At 61.2% G+C, this 16,313-nt stretch carries 11 protein-coding genes; 4 read left to right on the top strand and 7 right to left on the bottom strand.

Features of this window, described 5'->3' with window-relative positions; all coding sequences use genetic code 11:
- Positions 1-156 precede the first annotated feature (156 nt).
- Entirely contained in the window at positions 157-3,486 is a 3,330-nt protein-coding gene (locus J3P73_RS05460; protein ID WP_130691402.1) for a DUF1217 domain-containing protein, read from the bottom strand.
- A gap of 300 nt (positions 3,487-3,786) precedes the next feature.
- On the opposite strand from J3P73_RS05460, the gene J3P73_RS05455 reads away from it, so the two are divergent.
- Positions 3,787-4,353 carry a DUF6101 family protein gene (locus J3P73_RS05455; RefSeq protein WP_018486292.1) on the top strand — a complete coding sequence of 189 codons (567 nt, stop codon included), beginning with the start codon at positions 3,787-3,789 and terminating at the stop codon, positions 4,351-4,353.
- A gap of 176 nt (positions 4,354-4,529) precedes the next feature.
- Here J3P73_RS05455 and J3P73_RS05450 read toward each other — a convergent pair whose 3' ends face one another.
- Positions 4,530-4,961: an Lrp/AsnC family transcriptional regulator gene (locus J3P73_RS05450; RefSeq protein WP_342357673.1), complete on the bottom strand. Its 432-nt coding sequence runs from the start codon at positions 4,959-4,961 to the stop codon at positions 4,530-4,532.
- A 119-nt stretch (positions 4,962-5,080) separates the two neighbouring features.
- Here J3P73_RS05450 and J3P73_RS05445 point away from each other — a divergent pair, with 119 nt between their 5' ends.
- Positions 5,081-6,058, top strand: coding sequence for a threonine ammonia-lyase (locus tag J3P73_RS05445; RefSeq protein ID WP_130666629.1), 978 nt, complete (start codon positions 5,081-5,083; stop codon positions 6,056-6,058).
- A 48-nt stretch (positions 6,059-6,106) separates the two neighbouring features.
- On the opposite strand, the gene ubiA is transcribed toward J3P73_RS05445, so the two are convergent.
- Entirely contained in the window at positions 6,107-7,066 is a 960-nt protein-coding gene (gene ubiA, locus J3P73_RS05440; protein ID WP_130666930.1) for a 4-hydroxybenzoate octaprenyltransferase, read from the bottom strand.
- Positions 7,067-7,224: 158 nt separating this feature from the next.
- On the bottom strand, positions 7,225-8,037 hold the full coding sequence (locus tag J3P73_RS05435; protein ID WP_018067927.1) for a MipA/OmpV family protein: 813 nt from the start codon (positions 8,035-8,037) through the stop codon (positions 7,225-7,227).
- A gap of 305 nt (positions 8,038-8,342) precedes the next feature.
- Between J3P73_RS05435 and J3P73_RS05430 the strand changes: the two genes are divergently transcribed.
- Complete coding sequence (locus J3P73_RS05430; RefSeq protein WP_075226227.1) at positions 8,343-9,329, top strand: IS110 family RNA-guided transposase; 987 nt, start codon at positions 8,343-8,345, stop codon at positions 9,327-9,329.
- Between the two features lie 280 nt (positions 9,330-9,609).
- Here the strand turns inward: J3P73_RS05430 and J3P73_RS05425 are convergent, their stop codons facing one another.
- From J3P73_RS05425 to J3P73_RS05415, 3 genes are all read right to left on the bottom strand, one after another.
- Positions 9,610-10,191, bottom strand: coding sequence for a histidine phosphatase family protein (locus J3P73_RS05425; RefSeq protein ID WP_018070095.1), 582 nt, complete (start codon positions 10,189-10,191; stop codon positions 9,610-9,612).
- Positions 10,192-10,258: 67 nt separating this feature from the next.
- Positions 10,259-11,518, bottom strand: a complete 1,260-nt coding sequence (locus J3P73_RS05420; protein WP_130691398.1) for a cyclopropane fatty acid synthase — start codon at positions 11,516-11,518, stop codon at positions 10,259-10,261.
- A gap of 133 nt (positions 11,519-11,651) precedes the next feature.
- Positions 11,652-13,961, bottom strand: a complete 2,310-nt coding sequence (locus J3P73_RS05415; protein WP_130716888.1) for a Tex family protein — start codon at positions 13,959-13,961, stop codon at positions 11,652-11,654.
- Positions 13,962-14,180: 219 nt separating this feature from the next.
- Here J3P73_RS05415 and glyS point away from each other — a divergent pair, with 219 nt between their 5' ends.
- The gene (gene glyS, locus J3P73_RS05410) at positions 14,181-16,295 is read left to right on the top strand and encodes a glycine--tRNA ligase subunit beta (protein ID WP_130716886.1); all 2,115 of its coding nucleotides are present in this window, start codon (positions 14,181-14,183) and stop codon (positions 16,293-16,295) included.
- The last annotated feature ends 18 nt before the right edge of the window (positions 16,296-16,313 follow it).

Raw genomic sequence — 16,313 nt, 5'->3', positions numbered from 1 at the left:
ATCTCTTCACACGAAGTCGTCGCCACCTCTGCGAGCCGCCGCGACGACGCCGAAAACAATGCGACGATCTCCGCGCCCGCCTAACCTAGCGCATATGAGGGTTAGGGTGAGGGGCGGCCATCCGCGCCAACCGCTTTGCCGGGAATTGCCTCAGGACTACTGTGTGCCGCCGCCGGTCAGGATCATCAGCGCCGGTGACTGCTGGGTGGCGTTCTGGACGTCGTACATCGCGGTAAACCGGCGCAGCAGCTTGTCGACCTTCTTCGGATCCTGGAGATCCTCGAGCTTGACGAAGCGCTTGATGAGATCGGCCTGTTTGGCGACATCCATGCCCGAGATCTGCGACGGCAGGCTGTAGGCTGTTGTGATGACCTGATAGAGCGCCTTGTCGCCGAGGATCGAATAGATCGAGGTGATGCTCGGGGCCTTGCGGCCGAAATAGAGCGCCAGGCGCACGCCGTCGTTGCTTTCGCCTTCCTGGGTTTCCATCGTCTGCTGGACGTAGAGCCCCTGGGTGTGCTCCTCGGCCGCCTTGTTCTGGATGGTGCCGATCTTGGCACGGGTCAGATTGCCGTCCTTGTCGAAGTTGAAGGCGGCGACGATATCCTTGAAACGTGCATCGGCGGTGGTGTTGAGATAGCTCTTCTTGTCGTCGGGATCGGATGTGAAGATCTTCTTCAGCGTCGCCTTGTCGTAATCCTTCGGATCAAGGTTGTTTGCCTTCAGCACCAGGTCGGTCAGGCGGCTGTCGTCGAGGAAATCGTCGAGCGACTTCACCTTCGCCATGCCCTTGGCGAAATAGTTGACTTCAGCCGTCGCGTCCTTCGCCGCCTTGTCCTTCAGCGGACCGTCCTTCATCAGCATAGTGATATGCGATCTATAGTCGGTGGCGTATTTGGCCAGGGTCGCGTCGGGCAGCGCCTGGAAGGGTGATGCCGCCTTGCCGTCGGGGCCGAAATTGAAGGCCCGGGCAAGATTGGTGATACGTTCATCCTTGAGCGAGGCGACATAGCCATTCGGATCATAGGCATCGCTCGTCAGGATCTTGCGCATCATCGAGCGCGAGACCTCCTGGTCGGTGAGACCGAAGGCCTGTAGCGCCACATGGAAGAGATCCGGCAGATTGTCGTTGCTCTTGCTGAAATCGGCCGACGAATTGCTGCGCAGGAAATCATTGACACTGTTGACGTCGGAGAAATTCAGCAGGCTGCTGCTGTCGGCCATAAGCTTCTGGTAGTTGGATGCGACCTCGTCGATCGCCTCGTCGCGTTCGTCGTCGTAGCGCGCCGCATAATTGTCGTTGGTGGTCTGTGCCTGATCGGCCGTCTGGGCCGAGCTGACGACAGGAAGCGATCCGTCGGCGGCGAAGTTGAAGTCGGCATTGAGATCGGCATGGCCGGCTGCGGCAGCGGCCGTCGCATCGGTCAGGATGCTCTTCAGATCGGCGTCCGAAATATTGAACGGCAGATTGTAAGTGCTCTTCAGGAAATTGGTAATGGCGCTGTCGGCAAGCAGATCATCGACATTGCTGATCGTCGACATCCTGGCGGAATAATCATCCGTGCGCGCCGCGGCGGCAAATTTCGTGCTGCTGATCTGGGTGGCCGTCTGCGCCGCCATGCCGTCCTCAAGCGTGCCGTCCGCCTTGAAATTGAAGGCCGCGGCGACGTCGGCATAGGTGCCGGTGCCGCTTTGATCGGTCAGGATAGCGCGAAGAGCGACGTCGCTGACCGTCGACGGGATGCCGTAGGCGTTGCGCACGAAATTATTCAGCTTCTGGTCCGCCAGCAACTGATCGACGTTTGAGATGCCGGCGATGGTCGACTGGTAGTAGACTGCCGCATTGTCGGCTTTGCTGGTGGTGCTGGCACTTTGCGTCGCCGTTTGCGAGGCGTAAAGGGTCGCGATCGAACCGTCCGATTTGAAATTGAAGAGATCGTGAACGTCGCTGTAGCCCTGGGCGCTGGCAGCCGTGCGGTCGACGAGGAAAGTCCTCAATGTCGCATCGGAGACGCTGTCGGCGATCTGCATGCTGTTTCTGATATAGCTGACCGCAACCGCATCCGACATGATGTCGTCGACATTGGTGACGTTGCCGATCATGCTGTTGAAATGTGCTGCATTCGCCGCCGACCTGTCGGTCGTCGATTTCCGCTGCGCCGCAGTCTGGATCACGGAACCGTTGATCGAACCGTCTGCCTGGAAGTTGAAGTCGGCATTGAGATCGGCATGGCCCTGGGCCGCGGCATAGGCCGAATCGGTCAGGATGTTCTTCAGGTCGGCATTGCTGAAACTCGTGCCGAGACCATAGGCATCCTTGATGTAGCGCGCCAGCACATTGTCGGCGAGCAGGTCATCGACGTTGGTGATGCCGGTCGACTGCGACGTCGTGGTATAGTAGTTGCCGGTCATCGAGGCAGCGTTCTTCAGACTGTTTGCCTGATCGACCGTCTGGACGCGCGCGGTGCTGGAGGCCGACCCGTCAGCCTTGAAATTGAAAGCATTGTAGACATTGGTAAAGCCCATCAGCTGGGCGTAGCCGGGGTCGGTCAGCACCGTGCGCAGCGCTGCCGCGGTGAAGTCGGCGCCCATGCTGTAGGCCGTCGTGATATAAGAGGTCAGGCGCTTGTCGGCGACCAGATCGTCGACATTGGTGATCGTGCCGATCTTCGCCGTGTAATAGGCCTTGTTGTAGTCCGCCGCCGTCTGGCCGACGTAATAGACGTCCGAACCGACCGAATTGTCGATGATGACGGACTGGGAATTCAGGGTGTAGGATTCGATGACCGAGGCCTTCTGCGCGGCGGTCTGCGCCGTGCCGGTGACGGTGCCGTCGGCATTGAAGCTGAACTGGGCGGCAAGCGCCTTGTACTTGTCGCCGCCTTGCGTGTTGACGACGCTCGTGGGGTCGCTGAGATCGCTCGTCAGCACCTGCCGCAGAAAATCCTTCGACGCATAGGTCGGATCGATCTTGAAGGTCTTCAGCACATAGGTGCGCAGCCGGGTGTTGTTGACCAGGTCGTCGACGGTCTGCACGCTATCGATATTGTTGCTGTAATAGGTGCTCTCGGCGCTGGCGGCCTTGTCGGCATCGACGAAGGACTGTTTGTAGAGGCCGATCAGGTCGTCCTCCTGCGCGTCCGTCTGCACATCCTTGGCCGGCGCGTTGAAATTGAAGGCGGCGGCGAACTCGCGATAACGCGTATCGGAAAGCTTGTTGGCGTAGCTGTCGGGGTCTGTGAGGTCGCTTTCAAGCACCTTCTTCATGAAGGCCTTGGCATAGGTCATGTCCTCGAGACCATAGGCCTTCATTGCATAGCTGTAGAGCTTGTAGTCGCCGAGGAAATCGTCGACGTTTTCGACCTTGTTAATATGGTCGGCGTAGTATTGAGCATCCTTCTTGACCGTCGCCTGCGACGCAACCTTGTTGAGGCTGGACGTCATATCCCGCGACAGGATCGTGTAAGCGAGGGAAGCCGAGATCATGAAAAGCGCCCTTTTCACCCAAATTTCTAAAAAAACGACGAACTGCTGGTGAGCACATTTTGCCATGGAAAGCTTACCTGAGGCTTACCTCTGGATGCATCATTTCAGGACACCACACCGTTCACCTTCCGGAAACCCTGCCGGATTCGGTTTTGATAACCATCAGAGGAGGCAAAGTTTTCTTAACCGCAATTTTTAAGCTGTACGGAACGGCGGCTGCCTATTGTCGGCAATAGAGGACGAAAAGTCCCAAGGAGAAGACCGGAAATCGGCTCTCAGGTAAGACAAGGGTAGAATGAAATGAACAATCCCGTTATGAAGCCCGCCTGGGCTGGCACGACGTTACGCCTCGATCCGTCCCGCTTTCCCCAGCAGGTCAGCTACGCCATCCACGATTGTTCGGATGACGTCAATATCACGATAGACGAACGCGGTGCGGTCCTGCGCAAGGTCCTCCCCTCCAGCGGCTTGCCGCTCTCGATTGCGCTGCCGAAGCGCGTTTTCAAGGGTGTCGCCGCCCGCGCCATCGACCATGGCGACGGCGATGTCACCGTCACGCTCGAACTCCATCACACCGATCCGGAGCTCTGCATTCCGCTGCTCGTCGCCCATGATCTCAGCGATATCGCCGCCGACTGGCGCAGCTGGTCCGAAGCCTTCCGCATTCCGATGCTGATGGTCGAGGCCGATGGTGTCGCCCGGCCGCTCGAAGACCATATTGGCGCCTTACGCACCAGCGATCTCAAGCCGCGCCGCCGTCATTCCTACTTCGCCAATCGCCGTCCGCGCTTCCTCGTGCGCCGCACCACCGGCCGGCTGGGCGTCGCCATGAAGATCGAAGGCAAGGAAATCATCGCCCGCAATTGAGCGAAATCGCTACACCGGACGTATTATTGCCGGGCATTCTGCGCACTCATCGGTCGCGGAATGCCCGTTTCTGCGACACTGTCGAAGTCGGCCGCAAAACTGTCGCTTTAATCTCGGTTGGCACCGCAGGATGAATTTTGACAGGATCACTGCGGTGGCCACCAGTGAAAAACCTCTCATTCAAGGACGGAAAGTCCCAATCCGTGCTTGACCGTTTTGAGTGCGATCAGGCTCTTGTATTTTCGCACGAGCGCCTGTTGCTCGCCCATAAGCTGCTCAATGAAGGCATTGTATTCCTCAAGATTGCGGACGGCCACGAGCAGGACATAGTCCATGTCGCCGGTGACATACCAGCATGACTGAACTTCAGGCGCACGGTCCAGCCATCGCTGGAATTGCTCCAGCGTGTGTCGGTGTTCGTTCTGGATTTCGAGCTCAACCAGAACGGACAGGGTGCGATCGACGGCTTTCGGACTGACCACCGCCACGATCTTCTCGATGATCCCATCCTGCTTCAGTTTGCTGATGCGCCGTTCGACGGCCGAGGGTGAGAGATTGACCGCGTCAGCAATGACCTTGCCGGGAATGTCGGCATTCTCCTGCAGCATCGACAGGATAGTTCGATCAATATCGTCCACAGCGTACAACCAAGCCCATAAGCGGAAATTCCGCTATAAATTTATCATGAGCGCGGTTTTTCCGCGCCGAAAATTCCTATCATCTGCCCATGACAAAACAAAGACCTCTTTCAGCCGCCAAAATCGACGATGCGCGCAAGACAATCGATCCGATTTTCCTCAACACCAATCTGTTGCGTTCCGACAGGCTCGCGCTGTCGCTCGTCGCCAAGGACGAAACGGAAAATCCGATCCGCAGCTTCAAGGGGCGCGGCACGGGGTATTTTCTGGCCGACGTCGCCGGCGATAGAACGCCTCTGGTCACGGCATCAGCCGGGAATTTCGGCCAGGGGCTTGCTTACAATGCCGCGCGGCATGGGCGATCTCTGGTCGTGTTCGCCAGTATCAACGCCAATCCGCTGAAGATCGAAGCAATGCGCCGGTTTGGGGCGGAAGTCGTTCTCGCCGGGGAAGATTTTGACGCTGCAAAGGAGGCGGCCAAAATCTACGCCGCCGAACGGAAGCTGCAGTTCGTCGAGGACGGAGCGAGTGCCGCCATTGCCGAAGGGGCAGGAACGATTGCGGCGGAGCTGACGGAAGAGGTCGAAGATATCGACGCCGTTTTCATTCCGCTTGGCAACGGTGCTCTGGCGGCCGGAATAGGATGCTGGTTCAAATCACGATCACCGCGAACAAGGGTCGTCGCCGTCGCCGCAAAGGGCGCACCGTGCATGGCCCTGTCCTACAATGCGGGGGACGTGATCTCAACGCCGGAGGCACGCACGATTGCCGATGGAATTGCCGTGCGGATTCCCGTCCCGTCGGCCATCGGCTGGCTTAAAGAGACGATCGATGACGTCGTTCTCGTGGATGACGATCAGCTTCTCGATGCAATGCGGTTTGCTCATGACACATGGAAGCGTCTCGTCGAACCAGCCGGAGCGGCGGGGCTCGCGGCTATTCTTGCGCAGGCATCTGCCCTGAAAGGCTGCCGTGTAGCGACTATGTTGTGTGGTGCTAACCTCACGGATCAACAGATCGAGGCATGGCTTCCATCTGCGATGAAGCACAACACGAATGCCTGCTAGACCAGTCCTCCTATCTGGGGACAGGCGCCCGCGCCCGGTTCGTCCCAATCAGGGAATGGCAAACAGCAGCGAGATGAAGAGGCCGAAGAAGATGATCAGGCCGACGCGATTGTTCGATTTGAAGAGCGCCAGGCATTGGGCGGCATCGTCGATGTCGAGCCGGACGATCTGCCAGGCGAACATGCCGGCCGCACCGAGCAAGGCCAGGAAAGCGATGAGATTGGCGCCGGCGAGAGCGAAAGCGATAAACATCAGCACCAGCGTCAGTCCATAAAGGCCGATCAGCCATTGCCGAGTCCTATCGCCGAACAGGCGCGCAGTGGAGCGGACGCCGATCAGCTCGTCATCCTCCTTGTCCTGATGCGCGTAGATCGTGTCATAACCGATCGTCCAGGCGACGGAGGCGGCGTAGAGCAGGATGGCGGCGAAGGAGAGACTGCCGAAAATGCCGGCCCAGCCCATCAGCGCGCCCCAGGAGAAGGCAAGTCCGAGGTAGAATTGCGGCCAGTCGGTGAAGCGTTTGGCATAGGGATAAAGTGCCACGATCGCGAGCGAGAGCACGCCGAGGAAGACGTTGAGCCAGTTGAACTGCAGCAGCACGAACAGGCCGACCAGCGCCTGCAAACCGATGAAGATCTTCGCCCGTCGGCGGCTGACGCGGCCGGAGGGGAGCGGACGCGACCGCGTGCGCGCCACTTCCATGTCGATCTCGTGGTCGACAAGATCGTTATAGGTGCAGCCGGCGCCGCGCATGGCGACAGCGCCGATGAAATAGAGGAACAGGTGAGACACCAGCACACTGCCGGAATAGATCCCCTCACCGATCGCCGCATTGGCGGCAAGCGTTGCCGACCAGAAGCACGGCCACATCAAGAGCTGCCAGCCGATCGGGCGATCCCAGCGTGCGAGCTGCGCATAGGGCCAAAGCCATGGCGGCAGGATCCGGTAGACCCAGTTATCGGAAGGTGCGTCGGAGACGCGATCGTTGAAATCGCCGGTATCGTGCATGCCGCTCATCTAGCGGCGGGCCGCCGATCCGGTCAAGAAGCGATCATTGCAATGCCACTTGCATCATTCCTCAGACTGGAAGCGATCCAGGGATGAATTATGTGTAAATTCAAAGCGTTACAGCGCCGCGTACGCGGAAAAGCCCGTGGCGCCGTCAATCACTGCAGGGAAAAATTGAACTTGTAGGTCGCCGAGACCCCGATCAGGACCTGGTTCTTCGAGCCGCGCTCGCGCACGAGACTGCTGTCGGCGGCAGGACCCGCCAGCCGCTTATATTCGAGGAAGGAACTCGCCGAGAGGTTTTCCGTCGCCTTCCAGGTGAGCGCCGTGCCGGCGCCATAGGACTGGATGCCCGATGAGGGCTTGTAAGGATCAAGGCCGCTTGCCGCCGCCTGCTTGGCGTTGACGCCGTAATAGGCGTCGTAGTAGCCGCTGGTGGCGAAGGTCGCGCGCGGACCGCCTGATAGTTGCAGGTCTGGCGCAATATCGGTGAAGGCATCGACCGCGAGATCGGCGACGATGCCGTCATGCGAGCGGATGCCCTGGCGGACTTCGGCGCGGGCGCGAAGGAAATCGGTCGGGTAAACCTCTAGGAAAGCGCCGGCTTCCGCGCCCCATTTGACCTTCTTCAAGCCCTTCAGCTCGCTGCCGTCGCTGTCATCGCGCGACGGCACGAACCTGCCGACGATGCCGGCACGAAAGGCACCCTTGTCGATGAGGGCGAAAGAAGGATTGTCGTTGCGCGAGGCAAAACGCGGGCCGGCGCCCTGGCGGCCAACCGAGATCAACGGGCTGAACTTGAATTCATTGTGCGACGAGCCCTCGAATTTCGGGGCGGAGAAGCCGGCGACGCCGACGCTCAGATACCAGTCGCCGGACCAGAAGTGCTGGCCGCTTTCCTGCGCGGCGGCCGAACCAAAGGAAGAAAGGGCAATAGCCAGAGAGATCGATACGACTGATCGATGAGACACGTCCGCACTCCAGAAAACGCAAAAACAAAGCCGCGGAGAGCGGCGCTCGCTACATTTATCCCGATCTCGTTACCCCAATGTTAACCACGGCGAAACGACGGGCGCTAATGAAAGGCGTGCCGTGCGGCCCCCTTGCATGTTCAAACTGCATTCATTGTTTGATGATGGGTGCGACCCCTGGGGGATGGCCATCCCCCAGGGGTCGGACGGGCGGGACCGTAACCCCCTTGGCTTGAACCGGGGATGAGCCTGGTCCGCCCGTCCTTCGCGTTTGTCCTGAACAGATAGTGGGGAGCAGGTCCCGTATGCAAGGCAAGGTATCGTCCGAACGCACCGCGATGGCGACAGTTTATGTCGGTATCGATGTCTGTAAAGAGTGGCTGGACATTCATTTGCATCCTCTCGGCCGCAGTTTTCGGGTGACCAATGACACGGCCGGTCTGCGCCGCCTCAAGCGGGAGCTCGATGCGCTTGACCAGATGCCGCCCTCGGCGCTGCACATCGTCATGGAAGCGACCGGCAAGTGGCATCGCGCCGTTCAGCGTTCTCTGCATGCCGATGGCTTTTACGTGTCGGTCGTCGATCCGTTGCGCGCCCGGCTGTTTGCCAAAGCTTGCGGCTTTCTCGCCAAGACCGATCGGCTCGATGCGCGGCTTTTGGCCATCATGGGAGAAGCCCTCAAGCCCGCACAGACCCCACCGCAGGACCAAGCGCTGGAAGCCCTGCAGGAACTGGTCAATGCGCGATCTGCGGCCAACGGCGAACGCACCGCCCTGTCCAACCGGATGAAGACGGCCGTGACCGCCTTCCTGCGCAAGGAACTGACGCGCCGGCTTGCCGCGCTCGATACCCATATCGCAAGACTGGATGCCGAGATCGAGCGCAGCATCGGCGCCGAGCCCGAGATGCGCCGCCGCCTCGACATCCTCATCTCCATTCCCGGCATCGGTGCCGTCACCGCCGCAAGCCTGATCGCTGGCCTTTGCGAACTTGGCGCCTGCTCCGGCAAGCAGGCGGCCATGCTGGCTGGCCTTGCGCCGCTCGCCTGCGAAAGTGGCGAGCGGGCCGGACATCGCGCCATCAGGGGCGGACGCCCCGCACCCAGGAACGCCATCTACATGGCTGCCCTGTCCGCCTCCCGTCACAACCCCGACCTCGCGCACTTCGCCGAAAGACTGAAGAAGGCCGGGAAACCCAACAAGGTCGTCCTCGTCGCCGTCATGCGAAAGCTCATCGTGCTCGCAAATACCCTCATCACTAAAAACCGTATCTGGACACCAAATCCACCTTGACACCAAACACAGATGCTCATCCGCCCTACGGGCACCGACCGGGGTCGAGCCGCGGGTCTCGACCCGTCCTTCGGACCCCCGCTGGGGAGAAGAGGGAAAATGCCGCTTCGTCACCGACCCCATTGTTTGGCAGTGCCGTTGAGCAGGCGGGTTCGTTTGGCAGTGACGGCGCGCCTTGCTGCCTCTTCTCCCCTCGGGGAGAAGGTGGCCCGAAGGGTCGGATGAGACACGGCTGGCGGCATCTGCTATGGAACTCCGCAAACCCGCTGCCGCAGCTTCCCTATCTCTGGTTCCACCGGCGGATGACGGGTTCGGTCAGGTCGTGCTCATAGCCGAGCACGCTGATGCTCGCGGTATCGAGCACGAAACGCGCGCCGCCTTCCGGCGGAAGGCCGAGCCAGCGGGCAGCGAGCACCCGCAGGAAATGCGAGCTCGAGAAGATCAGGATGGTGCCGGCCGCTTGGCGAAGCGCATGGATGACGGCGTCTGCGCGGGCGCCGACATCGGCGGCAAACTCGCCGTTCGGGCAGCCGTCGCGAAAGAGCTGCCAGCCGGGGCGGTCGGCAAGGATCGCCTTGGTCGTGATGCCTTCATAAGCGCCATAATCCCATTCGGCGAGATCGTCCTTGATCACCGCGTCCGAGCCGAAGCCGGCGAGCGTGCAGGTCTTGCGGGCCCGCTCGGACGGGCTCGACCAGACGGCGGAGAAGGTAAGGCCCGCCAGCCGGTCGGCGAGTTTGCGCGCGGCCTCCTCGCCGTTCGCCGTCAGGGGAATATCGCTGCGTCCGGTATGGCGCCCGGACAGGCTCCATTCGGTTTCACCGTGGCGGACCAGATAGATCTCGGGAAACGCACTGCTCATCGGCACGTCCTTTCATGAAAATCGGTCCCCCGGCAAAACCGCCAGCGGAAGCGGCACTTCCGCGGAATCAGAACGTCACCTTTTCCAGCGGTGCGCGTGTCGCCTCGAATTCCTTCAGCTTGGCTTCGTTCCGCTCAATATAGTTGCGATTGTCGGGAACGGCGAACTGGTTCTTGGCGATCTGGATCTGGAAGATGAAGAGCTCGTCCCAACGGAAACCCATTTCCGAACCCGCCAGATAGAATTCCCACATGCGGAAGAATTGCTCGTCGTAAAGCGCCACCGCTTCGGCCTTGCGTGCCACGAAACGCTCGCGCCAATGGCGCAGCGTATAGGCATAATGCAGCGGCAGGATCTCGATATCCTTGACCAGCAGCCCGGCCTTCTCGAGCGGCGGCACGACCTCGCCGACGGAAGGGATGTAGCCGCCCGGGAAGATGTACTTCTCGATGAAGGCATTGGTGCCGAAGCTCGGCTTCGGACGGCCGATCGAATGCAGCACCATGACGCCGTTGTCGTCGAGGAGATCCGATACCTTCCGGAAGAAATTGCCGTAATTTCCGATACCGACATGTTCGAACATGCCGACCGAGACGATGCGGTCGAACTTCCTGCCCGTCATGGTGCGGTAGTCTTGCAGTTCGAAACGCACACGGTCGGCAAGGCCGCGCTTTTCAGCGCGCGCACGGGAGACCTTGAGCTGCTCTTCGCTCAGCGTAATGCCGGTGAAATCGGCACCGTCGGTCGCCTCCGTCAGGTACATGCCCATGCCGCCCCAGCCGGAGCCGATCTCGAGGATGCGCTGGTTCGGCTCAAGCAGAAGCTTGGCGGCGATATGGCGCTTCTTGGCGAGCTGCGCCTCATCGAGACTGATGCCGGCCGGTTCGAAATAGGCGCAGGAATATTGCCAGTCCTCGTCGAGGAAAAGATCGAAGAGCTTGGCCGACAGGTCGTAATGATGGGCGACATTGTGCTTGTTGCGATTGACCGGCACGCGGCTCTTCAGCTGCTGCCAGGCAATGCGGCCGAGGAGCAGTGCCGCCATCTTGAAATCGAAGATTTCATTGGTGGTGTTCTGTTTCACCAGCGACAGGAAATCGTAGATGTTGCCCTGTTCGAGAACGAACCGGCCTTGCATGTACATTTCGCCGAGCTTCATGGCCGGGTCGCGCCGGATGGCGTCCTCGGCCTCCTGATCGGCAAGGCGGGCGACAACGGGTTCACCCGTGCCGTCGCCGATAGTGTGGGTTTCGCCATTGGCAAGGGTAAGTTTCAACGAACCCTTGCGGACGATTTGCTGGACGATCGATAAGAATGCCGACGCCATGGACGCCTCGCAAATGTGACAGGATGGTCACATCAACTTAGTGGCTCTCTTTCGCCTTACAAGCGCCGGATTTAGCACTCCGTTCAGAACGCTGCCAAACTGTTGCATTTTTGCCGAAATGCCGGTTAAACCCTTATTTTCGCTTCATGGCTTCGGCAAGTGCCGCGCCGAATGCGCCCTGGCTTTCCGGTTTCTGAGCCGCAGGCCGGCGTTCGCTCTGCGGCCGCGACCCTTGGTTTGGACGAGAATCACCACGCGGCGGCGGCGCTGATGAGCCGTCATCGCGGCGCATGGAAAGACCGATGCGCTTGCGCTTGGCATCGACTTCGACAACCCGCACCTTGACGACATCGCCCGCCTTGACGACCTCGTGGGGATCCTTGACGAAGCGATCGGCAAGCTGGGACACATGCACCAGACCATCCTGGTGCACGCCGATATCGACGAAGGCGCCGAAGGCGGCGACATTGGTCACCGTGCCTTCCAGCACCATGCCAGGCGTCAGGTCGGAAATTTCGTTGACGCCCTCGGCGAAGGTCGCGGTCTTGAAGCTCGGACGCGGGTCGCGACCAGGCTTTTCCAGCTCCGCGATGATGTCCCTGACCGTCGGCAGGCCGAATTTCTCGTCGATAAACTGGCGCGGATCAACCGATTTCAAGACGGCGCTGTCGCCCATCAGCGCGCGCAGATCGCGGCCGCAGGCAGCGACGATCTTCTTGGCGACGCCGTAGGCCTCCGGGTGCACCGAGGAGGAATCGAGCGGCTCCTTGCCGTTGGGGATACGCAGGAAGCCGGCGCATTGCTCGAAGGTGCGGCCGCCGAGTCTCGCGACCTTCAACAGATCCCGCCGGCTCTCGAAACGGCCTTCGCTGTCGCGGTGACGGACAATGGCGTCGGCAATCGACGGACCGAGGCCGGAGACGCGAGACAGCAGCGGCGCAGACGCGGTGTTGAGATCGACACCGACGGCATTCACCGCATCTTCCACCACGGCATCGAGCGAACGCGACAGCTTCTGTTGGTCGACGTCGTGCTGATACTGGCCGACACCGATCGACTTCGGCTCGATCTTGACGAGTTCGGCCAGCGGATCCTGCAGGCGCCGGGCGATGGAGACGGCGCCGCGCAGCGACACGTCGAGATCGGGGAATTCAGCAGCTGCGGTCGCCGAGGCGGAATAGACCGAGGCGCCGGCTTCCGAGACGATGACCTTGGTCGGCTTCGGCGCCGGCAACTCGGCCAGCATGTCGGCCACCAGCTTTTCGGTTTCGCGGCTGCCGGTGCCGTTGCCGATCGAGATCAGCTCGACATTGTGCTTGCGGATCAGCGATGCGAGCTCGATCTGGGCGCCGCGCACATCGTTCCTCGGCTGGAAGGGATAGACGGTCGATGTCGCCACCACCTTGCCGGTGCCGTCGACGACGGCGACCTTGACGCCGGTGCGGATGCCGGGATCGAGACCCATCGTGGCGCGCGAGCCGGCGGGTGCAGCCAGCAGCAGGTCCTTGAGATTGCGGGCGAAGACATGGATCGCCTCCTCTTCGGCCCTTTCGCGCAGTTCCCGCATCAGGTCGAGCGAGAGCGACATGGAAAGCTTGACGCGCCACGTCCAGCTTGCGACCTCCATCAGCCAGCGGTCGCCGGGACGGCTCGTACCGATCTCGTAGGCCGCCACGATCATGCGCTCGACCGGCTTGTTCGGAGAGGCGGTCTCGGCGTCGGCCTCGATCGTCAGCGTCAGCACCTCCTCGTTCCAGCCCCGCAGCATGGCGAGCGCGCGGTGGCCGGGGGCGGTCGCCCAGCGTTCGGAATGATCGAAATAATCGGAAAACTTCTCGCCCGTCGCCTGCTTGCCGTCGACGACCTTGGCCTTCAGCAGCGAGGCCTGGCGCATATGGGCGCGCAGCCTGCCGAGCAGGTCGGCATTTTCGGCAATGCCTTCGGCGATGATATCGCGCGCGCCTTCCAGCGCCGTCTTCACATCGGGCACATCAGCGGTGACGAAGCCTTCGGCCAACACCGCCGGTTCCCTGGCGCGGTCGGCGAGGATCTTCTCGGCGAGCGGACCGAGGCCGCGTTCACGGGCGATTTCGGCCCGCGTGCGGCGCTTCGGCTTGTAGGGCAGGTAGAGATCTTCAAGCTCGGCCTTGGTTTCGGCGCCTGCGACCTTGGCCATCAGTTCGTCGGTCATCTTGCCCTGGCCGGTGATCGATTCGACGATCGCGTCGCGCCGGGCTTCGAGTTCGCGCAGATAGACCAGCCGCTCGGCGAGATTGCGCAGCTGCGTGTCGTCCAGCCCGCCCGTCACTTCCTTGCGGTAGCGGGCGATGAAGGGCACGGTGGCACCCTCGTCGAGCAGCTCGATGGCGGCTTTGGCCTGTTCGGGCCGGGCGCTGATTTCGGCCGAGATGCGGGCTGCGAGAAAACGGAGGTCTGCGGCCATGGGATTTCCTGTTTCGACAGAGGTGGCGGGACCATAGCGGCGAAAAGCGGCAAGGCAATGTTGGAGTTTACGGCCGAGCGCCGATCCACAGGATAAGCATGCCGGAAAGGCGGCGATTTTGCGGTTGTGCAGATGCGCCATTCTTTGCTAGCAGAAGCAACGTTTTGACCCGGCGCCCATGCCATCCCTCCCCTGTCGCGGGAGGCAAGGAAATTCGACATGCCAAACCTTCTTCTCGAACTCCGCTCCGAAGAGATTCCGGCCCGCATGCAGCGCAAGGCTGCCGGCGACCTGAAGAAGCTCGTCACCGATGCGCTTGTCGAAGCGGGTCTTTCCTACGAGGGCGCACGCGAATACTGGACGCCGCGGCGGCTTGCGCTCGACATCCATGGCCTGACGGCCCGCTCGGCCGATGTACGCGAGGAACGCAAGGGACCGCGCACCGACGCCAACGAAAAGGCGATCGAAGGTTTTCTGCGCGGCGCCGGCCTTTCCTCGGTCTCCGAGGCGCAGGTGGTCAGCGATCCGAAGAAGGGCGATTTCTACGTCGCGGTCATCTCCAAGCCCGGCCGTGCTGCGGAAGAGATCGTCAGCGATGTGATGCCGGGCATCATCCGCGATTTTCCCTGGCCGAAATCGATGCGCTGGGGCAAGGCCTCGTCGAAGCCCGGTGCGCTGCGCTGGGTGCGGCCGCTGCAGTCGATCGTCTGCACCTTCGGGCCGGAGCATGAAGAGACCACCGTCATCCCCTTCGAGATCGACGGCATCACCGCTTCAAACATCACCTACGGCCATCGCTTCCACGCGCCCGAGCCGATCACCGTGCGGCGCTTCGACGATTATGCGGCGAACCTGGAAAAGGCGAAGGTCATCCTCGATGCCGAGCGACGCAAGGACATCATCCTGCACGACGCCCGCGACATCGCCTTTGCCAACGGGCTGGAGCTGGTGGAAGACGAAAGCCTGCTGGAGGAAGTCTCCGGCCTCGTCGAATGGCCGCAGGTGCTGATGGGCAGCTTCGAGGAGGATTATCTCTCGATCCCCTCCGAAATTATCCGGCTGACGATCAAGACCAACCAGAAGTGTTTTGTCACCCGCAAACAGGGTGAAGAGACGCTTTCGAACAAGTTCATCCTCGTCTCCAACATCCAGGCGAGCGATGGCGGCAAGGAAATCGTCCATGGCAACGGCAAGGTGGTGCGGGCCAGACTTTCGGACGCGCTGCATTTCTGGAAGCGCGACCAGGGCAATCTGCCGGATCTCGAGACGCTCACCGCTTCGGCGGCAAAGTTCGGCCTCGACATCAACAAGCCGCTCGACCAGCGCATGGCCAAACTCGATGCCCTTGACGTAACGTTCCATGCCAAGCTCGGCACACAGGGTGCACGTGTCGCCCGCATCCGCACGCTGGCCAAGGAATTGGCTGATATCACCGGCGCCGACCCGGCTCTCATCGATCGCGCCGCCGTGCTCGCCAAGGCCGATCTGCGCACCGAGGCCGTCGGCGAATTTCCCGAACTGCAGGGCTTGATGGGCCGCAAATATGCGGCGCTGCAGGGTGAGGATGCCTCCGTTGCCGCGGCGATCGAGGATCACTACAAGCCGCAGGGTCCGTCGGACCGCGTGCCGGAGGACAGAGTGGCGATCACGATCGCCCTTGCCGACAAGCTCGATACGCTGATCGGCTTCTGGGCGATCGATGAAAAGCCGACGGGGTCGAAGGATCCGTTTGCACTGCGGCGGGCCGCCCTCGGTGTCGTCAGGATCCTGCTGGAGCGAAGGATCCGCCTGCCGCTGCTGGCAACAACTAGGGATGGCGACCTGCTCTCCTTCTTCCACGATCGTCTCAAGGTCTATCTGCGCGACCATGGCGCCCGCCACGATCTCATCGACGCCGTGCTGACACCCGATGCCGACGACCTGCTGATGGTGGCGCGCCGCGTCGAAGCGCTGACGGCCTTCATCACCTCGGAAGACGGCAAGAACCTGCTTTCCGGCACGAAGCGCGCGACGCAGCTGCTCGCCGCCGAGGAAAAGAAGGGCACCGTGATCGCCGATGGCGTTTCGCAGACGCTTCTGAAGCTCGATGCCGAGAAGGAGCTCTTCGCCGCAATCTCAAGCGCCTCGAAGGATGCCTCGGACGCGGTTGCCGGGGAAGATTTCCGCTCGGCGATGGAAGCGCTTTCCAAACTGCGCGGCCCGGTCGACCGCTTCTTCGAAGACGTGCTCGTCAACGACGAGGACGCCGCCATCCGCGCCAACCGTCTGGCCCTGTTGCGGCTGATCCGCGAGGCGACGGGAACGGTTGCGGATTTCTCGAAGATTTCGGGGTGATGTTCGGCCGCCATCGGC

It is taken from the genome of Rhizobium ruizarguesonis, assembly GCF_017357285.1.
In the GTDB taxonomy this organism is placed as follows: domain Bacteria; phylum Pseudomonadota; class Alphaproteobacteria; order Rhizobiales; family Rhizobiaceae; genus Rhizobium; species Rhizobium ruizarguesonis.
The sequence above is the reverse complement of the archived record's forward strand: the minus strand, read 5'-3'. Positions and strand labels throughout refer to the sequence as shown.